The organism is Parasphingorhabdus sp. (assembly GCF_036963705.1).
Taxonomy (GTDB): Bacteria; Pseudomonadota; Alphaproteobacteria; order Sphingomonadales; family Sphingomonadaceae; genus Parasphingorhabdus.
Window position 1 is genome coordinate 1 of sequence record NZ_JBALUT010000082.1, and the last position, 9,791, is coordinate 9,791.

11 protein-coding genes are annotated in these 9,791 nt (G+C 55.9%); 4 read left to right on the forward strand and 7 right to left on the reverse strand.

Annotated elements, in window-relative coordinates:
- From atpD to V7680_RS13725, 3 genes are all read left to right on the forward strand, one after another.
- On the forward strand, positions 1-983 hold a 983-nt coding region (gene atpD / locus V7680_RS13715; RefSeq protein ID WP_335653831.1), incomplete at its 5' end, for a F0F1 ATP synthase subunit beta.
- Positions 984-1,075: 92 nt separating this feature from the next.
- Positions 1,076-1,333, forward strand: a complete 258-nt coding sequence (locus V7680_RS13720; protein WP_335653832.1) for an ATP synthase F1 subunit epsilon — start codon at positions 1,076-1,078, stop codon at positions 1,331-1,333.
- Between the two features lie 158 nt (positions 1,334-1,491).
- Positions 1,492-2,625: a glycosyltransferase gene (locus V7680_RS13725; protein ID WP_335653833.1), complete on the forward strand. Its 1,134-nt coding sequence runs from the start codon at positions 1,492-1,494 to the stop codon at positions 2,623-2,625.
- Here V7680_RS13725 and V7680_RS13730 read toward each other — a convergent pair.
- Positions 2,622-3,545, reverse strand: coding sequence for a DMT family transporter (locus V7680_RS13730; protein WP_335653840.1), 924 nt, complete (start codon positions 3,543-3,545; stop codon positions 2,622-2,624). The genes V7680_RS13725 and V7680_RS13730 overlap by 4 nt on opposite strands.
- A 169-nt stretch (positions 3,546-3,714) precedes the next feature.
- On the opposite strand from V7680_RS13730, the gene V7680_RS13735 reads away from it, so the two are divergent.
- Entirely contained in the window at positions 3,715-5,241 is a 1,527-nt protein-coding gene (locus tag V7680_RS13735) for a CpaF family protein (protein WP_335653834.1), read from the forward strand.
- Between the two features lie 8 nt (positions 5,242-5,249).
- Here V7680_RS13735 and V7680_RS13740 read toward each other — a convergent pair whose 3' ends face one another.
- From V7680_RS13740 to V7680_RS13765, 6 genes are all read right to left on the reverse strand, one after another.
- A complete protein-coding gene (locus V7680_RS13740; RefSeq protein WP_335653835.1) occupies positions 5,250-5,426 on the reverse strand; it encodes a hypothetical protein in 177 nt (58 codons plus the stop codon).
- A 27-nt stretch (positions 5,427-5,453) separates the two neighbouring features.
- Positions 5,454-6,335, reverse strand: coding sequence for a 3-hydroxyisobutyrate dehydrogenase (gene mmsB / locus V7680_RS13745; RefSeq protein WP_442955051.1), 882 nt, complete (start codon positions 6,333-6,335; stop codon positions 5,454-5,456).
- A gap of 62 nt (positions 6,336-6,397) precedes the next feature.
- Positions 6,398-7,180 (reverse strand): enoyl-CoA hydratase-related protein, encoded by a 783-nt coding sequence (locus V7680_RS13750; protein WP_335653836.1) that lies wholly within the window; start codon positions 7,178-7,180, stop codon positions 6,398-6,400.
- On the reverse strand, positions 7,177-8,220 hold the full coding sequence (locus V7680_RS13755) for an enoyl-CoA hydratase/isomerase family protein (RefSeq protein WP_335653837.1): 1,044 nt from the start codon (positions 8,218-8,220) through the stop codon (positions 7,177-7,179). Before V7680_RS13755 ends, V7680_RS13750 begins: the two co-directional genes overlap by 4 nt.
- A 7-nt stretch (positions 8,221-8,227) precedes the next feature.
- Positions 8,228-9,370, reverse strand: a complete 1,143-nt coding sequence (locus V7680_RS13760) for an acyl-CoA dehydrogenase family protein (protein ID WP_335653838.1) — start codon at positions 9,368-9,370, stop codon at positions 8,228-8,230.
- A gap of 2 nt (positions 9,371-9,372) precedes the next feature.
- Positions 9,373-9,791, reverse strand: a 419-nt coding sequence (locus V7680_RS13765) for a membrane dipeptidase (protein ID WP_335653839.1), incomplete at its 5' end; no start/stop codon positions are given.

Consider the following 9,791-nt stretch of genomic DNA (forward strand, 5'->3'; position numbering starts at 1 on the left):
CCGGCGTGGGCAAGACCGTTCTTATTCAGGAACTGATCAACAACATCGCAAAAGGCCATGGCGGTACATCCGTTTTCGCCGGTGTTGGTGAGCGTACCCGCGAAGGTAACGATCTCTATCACGAATTTCTCGACGCTGGCGTTATCGCCAAGGATGCCGACGGCAATCCGAAGTCGGAAGGCTCGAAAGTGGCTCTCGTATTCGGGCAGATGAACGAACCTCCAGGAGCGCGTGCTCGTGTGGCTCTGTCCGGTCTGACCCAGGCGGAATATTTCCGCGACGTAGAAGGCCAGGACGTTCTGTTCTTCATCGACAACATCTTCCGCTTCACCCAGGCTGGTTCGGAAGTGTCCGCACTTCTTGGCCGTATTCCTTCGGCTGTGGGCTATCAGCCTACCCTGTCGACCGACATGGGTGCGTTGCAAGAACGTATTACTTCCACCAACAAGGGCTCGATTACATCGGTTCAGGCAATTTATGTTCCTGCCGATGACTTGACCGACCCTGCACCGGCAACCTCTTTTGCCCACTTGGACGCTACCACCGTTTTGAACCGTGCGATTTCGGAGCTGGGCATCTACCCTGCTGTTGATCCGCTCGATTCAACCTCGCGCGTTCTCGAACCACGCGTTGTTGGCCAGGAACATTATGATACGGCCCGCGCTGTTCAGGAAACCCTGCAAAAATATAAGTCTTTGCAGGACATCATCGCCATTCTCGGCATGGACGAGCTTTCCGAAGAAGATAAGCTGGTCGTTCAACGTGCCCGCAAGATCCAGAAGTTCCTGTCACAGCCGTTCCACGTTGCTGAAGTCTTCACCGGCATCAAGGGCAAGTTCGTTGATCTCGAAGACACGATCAAATCGTTCAAGGCTGTTGTCGAAGGCGAATATGATCACCTTCCCGAGAACGCTTTCTACATGGTCGGCGGCATCGAAGAAGCGATCGAAAAAGGCAAAAAAATGGCTGCTGAAGCGGCCTAAGCTACATCCATTGGCACTGAGCCGCCGAACAGCGCGAATGCTCGACAGACGCGCTCCGGCGAGCTCAGGACCAACGGTATAAAGGTACTATAATGGCAAACCTACATTTCGAACTCGTAACCCCAGAAAAGCTCGTCCGGTCGGATGATGTTTTCATGGTGGTTGTGCCCGGTACCGAGGGTGATTTTGGCGTCCTCGCCAATCATGCGCCGGTCATGTCGACGATCCGCGATGCCGATCTGGTTATCTACGCGACCGAAGGCGGAACACCGGAAACGATATCGGTTCAGGGCGGCTTTGTCGAAGTGAATGACAAGGGCCTGACCGTCCTCGCCGAAGCGGTTAGCTAAAACCGACCCGGTGATTTTGCAGGATATTCTATCCGAGCATAACTCGCTTACTTTCTCGCATTTGAAGCCTGATGTCAGGCTGAAAAAATGACCTTGGCCCTATATCATTCAGCACTGCTGACAGTTCAGGTCTCCGATCAGCATGATCCGAGCGATCGATGACCAGTTCGCCGGCCAAAAGCGCCGCGATCGTCCATTTTCTTTACGAACCCGGCGATGGCGGGCTTGACCGGGTTGCTATCCTGCTGGCCAATGGCATGGCCAGGCGCGGGATAGAAACCGAATTGTGGCTGACCAGGGCCAATGGCTCGGTCGCCGATATGATTGCTCCGAATGTAACTGTGCGGATAGTGCCCACTCCGAAACTTGGCGGCCGTGGAACCCAGTTACTGTTGCAAATTCCCGCCGTCGCCCGGATGATCCGCAAACATCGGCCCAAGGCTATATTTTCTGCCGGTAACCAGACAAATCTCAGCGTTGCAATTGCCCGAGAGCTTGCCGGTTCTGATCAAACAACTTTCATCCAGAAAATCACCAACCCGATTTTGCGTCCCGGCCTCAGTCGCTGGGCGAAGATTTCCAGGACCTGGCGTTTCGGGTTCACCGCAAGATTTGCCGACTTGTGCCTGACGCTCAGCGATGCGGATGCCGAACATTACGCCAAAATCTATCCGCACGCAGCGGGCAAGTTCCACTGCGTTCCCAACCCCTATGTAACGGATGATATGCTGGATTTGGGCGAGCATCGGCAAGTCCGCACACAGAAGGCTCCGGCAAAGCTGCTGGCAGTGGGCCGAATTACTGCGCAGAAAGACTATCCGACGCTGATCTCGGCTCTCGCCCTGATTGCCGATCACCCATGGTCAATGACCATATTGGGCGACGGCAGCATGCGTGAGGAAATGAAACAACGAGCAAAGGCACTCGGGATAGCGGACCGGATAAAATTTAAGGGCTTTATCTCCGATCCGACGCCTTATTATGCGCAGTCGGATATTCTTGTCCTGTCGTCACAATGGGAAGGACTGCCAGCAGTTCCGCTGGAAGCCATGGCTACCGGCTGCGCCATAGTTGCTACAGACTGTTCGGAAGGATTGACCCGGTTATTGCGTCAAGCCGGCCATGACACTGTCCCTGTCCAGAATGCCCAAGCATTGGCCACTGCAATAGCAGAGGCTATTGATACCCCTCAGGCTATCGCACCTCTAAAAGCCTGCGCTCACGGCTTTTCTATTGAAGCCAGCGTCGATCGTCATATCGAGCGGCTGGAACAGTCTCTGGCCAGCATTTAGGCTTCAATCACCGATGCTAGCTTGCGTTCGCTCCGCCATAGCAGCAGCCCGCTGAACATTATCAACAATCCGCCCATCATCGCTGTCCTGTCGATCGGATCGCCAAACACGAAAATACTGATTACCGTGGCGATCAGTAGCTGGATGTAGACGATCGGGGCAATTGCGGCCGCCGTCGTCCGCATCGTCGCCATATAGAGCAGAAAATGACAGCCGGTGGCGGTTATTGCCACCAGCACACAGCGCCAGACAACATTCCAATCGGGGGTCCCGGGAATGGTCATGAACGGGACAAACCAATGTCCGACAACTGTTGCTATGATCAGGAATATCGCAGCCCAGAATGCTATGTAAAATTGCGCTGCAAATATCGATCGGCCGGCCGACACCGTCCGGTTGAGAATCAGCATTGCCGACACAGAAAACGCGGATATCAGCGGCAAAATCGCGACCCAGCCGAAGGCAGCGACATTGGGGCGGAGCATGATCAGCACTCCGCCGAAAGCGATGATCGTCGCGACCCAGGTGCCGGGCCGCATCTTCTCTTTGAGGAACCAGCCAGAAAATAATGCAGTGAGGATCGGATTGATGAATGATATCGCCACCGCGTCTGCCAAGGGCATGATGTAAATGGCGGAAAAGAAGGTGATTGTGCCGACGAACAGAGTGAAACCACGGGCTACGTGCAGCCATGGCCGATTGACGTGAAAACCGCTGCGCCCCTCGCGAACGAACAGAATGACTGCCAATGCCAGTGCGCCAATGGAGAAACGCAAGGCCGCGACCGCCTGAGCGGGCCAATCACCGGCCATCGACTTGATGACAGCATCGCCCAACGGAAAGCCGGCGAATGCGACTAGAGCCAGCGTAATCCCGCCCGCCGCTGCCTTTGGTCCTCGAGAAAGACTAACGTTCAGAATTCTGTCCTTTGTTCATTGGGACGGCTTACTCACTGCTACCTCTGGCACAAGTGACAAAAGAATAATCACGACCATCTCCAGCCAATTGATGAAGTTTTCCAGTTTATTAACCATTTTCGGGGAAAGAGGGCATGTATCTTGTGACATTAGATAAATCGGACAGAACATAATGAGCGCATTTGGCAAGAAAAATGGACTGGGTGGCGGTAAGTCATCCTTTGGTGTCGCCAAGCCGATGACTGGCAGTGGCCCGAAGAACGCCAAGCCTGACAATTCCGAAGAAGATTCAGGCGGACAATTTCCGCCGATCGAATCCATTCCGCTCCCAGGCGAAGGCGCAGCACCCGCGGCTGGCTCCGATCCGGGAGATGCGATGGCGCGGCTTTCCGAACGCTCGCAGCCTTTGGCTGACGGTGGTGGCAAGGAAGAAGGTTTCGGTGCCTCGGTTCACAAAATCAAGGAACAGGTGCTCCCGCGCCTGCTCGAACGTGTTGATCCGGAAGCGGCCGCGACACTGAACAAGGAAGAATTGACCGAAGAATTCCGTCCGATCATCATGGAAGTGCTGACCGAACTGAAACTGACCCTCAACCGGCGCGAGCAATTCGCGCTTGAAAAAGTGCTGGTCGACGAGCTGCTCGGCTTTGGCCCGCTCGAAGAACTGCTCGGTAATCCGGACATCTCGGATATCATGGTCAACGGCCCCGAACAGACATATATCGAAATCAAGGGTAAGCTCGAAATCGCGCCGATCCAGTTCCGCGACGAGGAGCATCTGTTCCAGATCGCCCAAAGAATCGTGAACCAGGTTGGTCGTCGTGTCGATCAGACCACACCGCTTGCCGATGCCCGTCTCAAGGACGGTTCTCGTGTGAACGTTATCGTGCCGCCGCTGAGCCTGAAGGGCACTGCGATCTCGATTCGTAAGTTCTCCGAGAAGCCGATCACCCTCGACATGATGAAAAACTTCGGATCGATGTCCGAAGAAATGTGCACCGTGCTCAAGATTGCCGGCGCCTGCCGTTTTAACGTGGTTATCTCCGGCGGTACCGGTTCGGGTAAAACGACCATGCTCAACGCGATGTCGAAGATGATCGATCCAGGCGAACGCGTGCTGACCATCGAGGATGCTGCCGAGCTTCGCTTGCAGCAACCGCACTGGCTACCGCTCGAAACCCGTCCGCCAAACCTTGAAGGCCAAGGCGCAATCACCATCGGCGATCTCGTGAAGAACGCCCTGCGTATGCGTCCTGACCGGATCATCCTCGGCGAAATTCGTGGCGCGGAATGTTTCGACCTTCTCGCCGCCATGAACACCGGCCATGACGGCTCCATGTGTACGCTTCACGCCAACAGCCCGCGCGAATGTCTTGGCCGTATGGAAAACATGATCTTGATGGGCGACATCAAGATTCCGAAAGAAGCCATTTCCCGCCAGATCGCGGAATCGGTCGATCTAATCGTCCAGGTGAAACGTCTGCGTGACGGTTCGCGTCGTACGACCAACATCACCGAAGTGATCGGGATGGAAGGCGACGTTATCGTGACCCAGGAACTGTTCAAATATCAATATATTGACGAGGATGCCGACGGCAAGATCATCGGTGAATATCAGTCAGCCGGCCTGCGGCCCTATACGCTTGATAAGGCACGGCAATATGGGTTCAACCAACCGTTGCTCGAAGCCTGCCTGTAGTCGCGCGTTTATTCGGCCGAGATAAAACCCAGCCCGAAAGCGATCGATATTCCGAAGGTCAACAAGGACACGGCCGTAATTGTCGACCATGGCATGAAGCCGACATCTTCGATGTCATTGCGATTGTTGCGTCGCCGGTTGCCGACTTCCGCGATCACGGCGGCTGTTCCCGACAGACCGCACATTATAATCCATAACGGCGGCATGCGTGTCTAGCCCTTGGCCAGCATATTGATGATGCCGGAAAAATCCTTGCCGCCCTGCCCCTCTGTTTCGGCATATCGCTCGTAGAGTTTCGCGGCTTCTGCACCCATTGGCACGTCCGCTCCGGCGCTTTGTGCGGCTTCCATCGCCAGACGCAGATCTTTCAGCATCAAGGCAGCAGCAAAGCCACCTTCATAGCCATTGTCAGCCGGGCTTTGCGGTCCGACACCGGGTACCGGGCAATAGCTGGTCATCGACCAGTTTTGTCCCGACGCTTTCGAAGAGATGTCGTAGAATGTCTGAAGGTCGAGGCCGAGCTTCTCCGCCATTTTGAACGTCTCGCAGGTCGCAATCATCGACGCGCCGAGTAGCATGTTGTTGCAGATTTTCGCCGCCTGCCCCGCGCCATTGCCACCGGCGTGGATCACCGCCTTGCCCATGTCGGACAGGATCGGTTCTGCGCGTTTGAAACCTTCGTCGCTGCCACCGACCATGAAAGTCAGCGTACCGCCATTGGCTGCTGCAATGCCGCCCGACACCGGAGCATCGACTGGTACAAGGCCCTTGGCTTCCGCCATGATGGCGACGTCCTTGGCGCTGTCGACGTCGATGGTCGAACAGTCGATCACCAAAGTCCCGGGATCGCCGTTGATGATGATCTCATATTCATAGACTTTTCGGACATGGGAGCCGGCGGGGAGCATAGTCACCACGGCGTCCATATTGTTGACCGCTAGCGCCGCGTCGCTGACCGGATGACAACCGGCTTCTCCCGCGCGCGCCAGTGCTTCCCCCGACAGATCAAAAGCATAGACTTCATGCCCCGCTTTTGCGAGATTGGCGGCCATGCCGCCGCCCATATTGCCAAGGCCGATAAATCCGATTTTCATTATAGTCTCCAGTGATTGTCAGAGAAGCAACGCAAGTCGCCGAGGCGGGTCAGCACGATGATTTACCGCCCCTTCCAACTACCTTCACGTTTCTCAATAAACGCAGCCATGCCCTCTTTCTTGTCTTCCGTGGCGGTCAAAATCTGGAATAGTCGGCGTTCGTGGAGCAAGCCCTGGTCGAGATTGTTCTCGAACGCTGCATTGACCATTTCCTTGTTCACCTGCGCGGCCATCGGCGGCATCGATGCGATAGTAGCGGCCGATTTGAGCGCCTCGTCGAGCAATTCTTCATGCGGCACGACGCGCGCCACCAGTCCGGAACGCTCGGCTTCTTCAGCACCCATCATCCGGCCGGTCAGACACATGTCCATCGCTTTGGCTTTGCCGACCGCGCGGGTCAGGCGTTGCGAGCCCCCCATGCCAGGAGCTACGCCGAGCTTGATCTCCGGCTGGCCGAATTTCGCCTTGTCGCTGGCGATGATGATATCTGCCATCATCGCGAGTTCACAGCCGCCGCCGAGAGCGAAACCGTTCACTGCAGCGATCCACGGCTTGCGGGTCGACTTGACGATATGGCTGGTCCATTTGGCGAAGAAATCCTCGAGATAGAAATCGGCGGCGGACTTGTCGTACATTTCCTTGATATCGGCGCCTGCAGCAAAGGCCTTGTCACCAGAGCCGGTAATAACCGCGCAGTTTTGTGTCTCGTCAGCCTGAAACGCCGCGAATGCGTCGATCAGTTCGTCGAGCACCTGGCTGTTGAGCGCGTTCAGTGACTTGGGACGATTAAGCGTGATCAGGGTAACCTGGCCGCGCTTTTCCGTGAGAATTGTTTCGTAGGTCATAGGGGGTTCCATTCTTCATCTGCCGGTAACGGCGCGAATATATTATCGATCCATTCAGCGCTGACTTGTTCCGGAGTCGCAGGATTCCATTTCGGGTCATTATCCTTATCGACAATCAACGCCCGCACACCTTCGAGAAAATCGTGCATCATCAGAACATGATAGCCGATCCGATATTCGTTGCGCATTTCGTCGGCAAAGCTCTCCATCGTGGCGCCTTCCTTGAGCTGGCGCAGAGCGACCTTGCAGGTCTGGGGGCTTTTGGTGCCCAGCGTGTCGCGCTCCTTTGCGGCCCAGTCACTGTCGTCGGCTTCGAGCGCCGCCAGGATATCTTCGAACCGGTCGGAGGCAAAAAACTTGTCGATCTTGTCGAGATTCTTGGTGATCCGCGCTTCGGGGACATGCGCCGAAAGCTGCCCTAATATGCCTTCTATGCGGTCGGGTTTGTCGGCAATCCGCTGCTTGGCTTCTTCGAGAGCTTCCGACGGCAGATAATGGGTAGCGATGCCCACTTCCTTGCACTCGGCACCATCCAGCCTCGCGCCTGTCAGCGCCAGAAACTGTCCCAGCCGACCTTCAAGCCGCGACAGGAACCAACCGCCGCCAACATCGGGAAATAGTCCAATACCGGTTTCCGGCATGGCAAAACGTGTGTGCTCTGTCGCTACGCGATATTTGGCCGGTTGCGAAATTCCGACGCCGCCGCCCATGGTAATGCCATCCATGAAGGCAACGATCGGCTTGGGATATTCGAACAGCAGATGGTTGAGCTGATATTCGTGATAGAAAAACTCGCGCCCTTGCTTGCCATCGGTCATGCCGGATTCTCGCAACATGCTGATGTCACCGCCGGCGCAGAAACCTCTGCCTTCGCTGTGGTCGAGCATAACCGCTTCCACGCTGTCGTCGTCGCGCCATTCGAGCAGCGCGTCGGTCATCGCCAGACACATGTCGAGGTTGAGCGAATGAATCACCTTCGGCCGGTTCAGGCTGATATGTCCGACCCGTCCGGATTTTCTAATGATGAGATCTTCTGTCATAAATTTCCTATTGCCGAAGCATTTCACGCGACACGATCATCCGCATCACCTGATTGGTGCCTTCCAGAATGCTGTGGACCCGCAAGTCGCGCCAGAAGCGCTCGATCGGGTAATCCTGCAAATAGCCGTAACCGCCGAAAAGCTGCAGCGCGTCATTGGCAATCTTGCTGCCATTATCGGTCGCCAGCCTTTTGGCCATCGCAGCAAATTTCGTTTTATCCGGCGCGCCTTCGGTCACTTTGGCAGCCGCCAGATAAAGCAATGCTCGCGATGCCTCAAGATCGGTCGCCATATCGGCGAGCATGAACTGTGTGTTCTGGAAGTCGCTGATCGCCTTGCCGAATTGCTTGCGTTCCTTGGTATAAGCAACCGCTTCGTCGAGACAGCGCTGCGCGCCGCCGAGCGAGCAGGCCCCGATGTTCAGACGTCCGCCGTCGAGCCCCGCCATGGCGATGCGAAAACCTTCGCCTTCGTCACCGACCCCGTTCTCGACCGGCACGCGGACATTGTCGAAATGCACCTGCGCAGTAGGAGAAGCGTTCCAACCCAGCTTGCGTTCGGGCGCACCGAAGCTGACTCCCTCCATATCCTTTTCGATAACCAGGCAGGTCACACCTTTCGCGCCGTCGTCGCTGGTACGCACCATCGTTACATAAAGGTCGTTGACGCCAGCGCCGGAGATGAACTGCTTGCCGCCATTGACGATATAATAATCGCCGTCCCGCTTGGCGCTGGTTTTCAGCGCCGCGGCGTCAGAACCGCTGCCCGGTTCGGTCAGGCAATAGCTGGAAATCTTCTCCATCGGGATCAGGTCAGGCAGAAATTTGTCTTTCACTACCTGCGATCCGAAGCAGTCGATCATCCAGCTTGCCATATTGTGGATTGAAATGAAGCTGCTGGTCGCCGGACAGCCATAAGCCATGGCTTCCATGATAATCGCACTCTCGAGCCGGCCGAGCCCGATTCCGCCCGATTCCTCGCTAATATAGATACCGCCGAAACCGAGATCGGCGCTTTGCTTGATCACATCGCGCGGGAAGATATGTTTTTCATCCCATTCAGCCGCATGCGGTGTGATCGCATCGGCGGTGAATTTCTGCGCCATTTCCTGAATGGCAAGCTGGTCTTCGGTCAGGGAAAATTGGGTCATATCTATTTCTTGCTTTTTGCCATGGCAGCGGCGGTGGTTTCTGTTCCTCGCATTACGCGTAATATGTTGCCGCGAGCGATTTTTGCAAGGTCAGCGGCGCTATATCCGCGTTTTGCCAACTCGGCAAACAGCACGGGATAGGTCGAGACATCGGACAGATCGTCCGGGGTAAACGGGATCCCGTCATAGTCACCACCCAGACCGATATGGTCGATACCGGCGACATCGCGGATGTGATCGATATGGTCGGCGATATCCTTTGCTGTCACCGGAGGCATAGGATTGGCTTCATTCCATTTCGCCAGATGGGCTGCACGTGCGGCCTCGTCTCCGGGATAGAGTGCTGCCGCGCGCGCTGTTTCGGCCTTCTGTCCAGCGTCCCAGTCGCGGTTTTCGGCACTGACATAAGAGGGTACGAAGG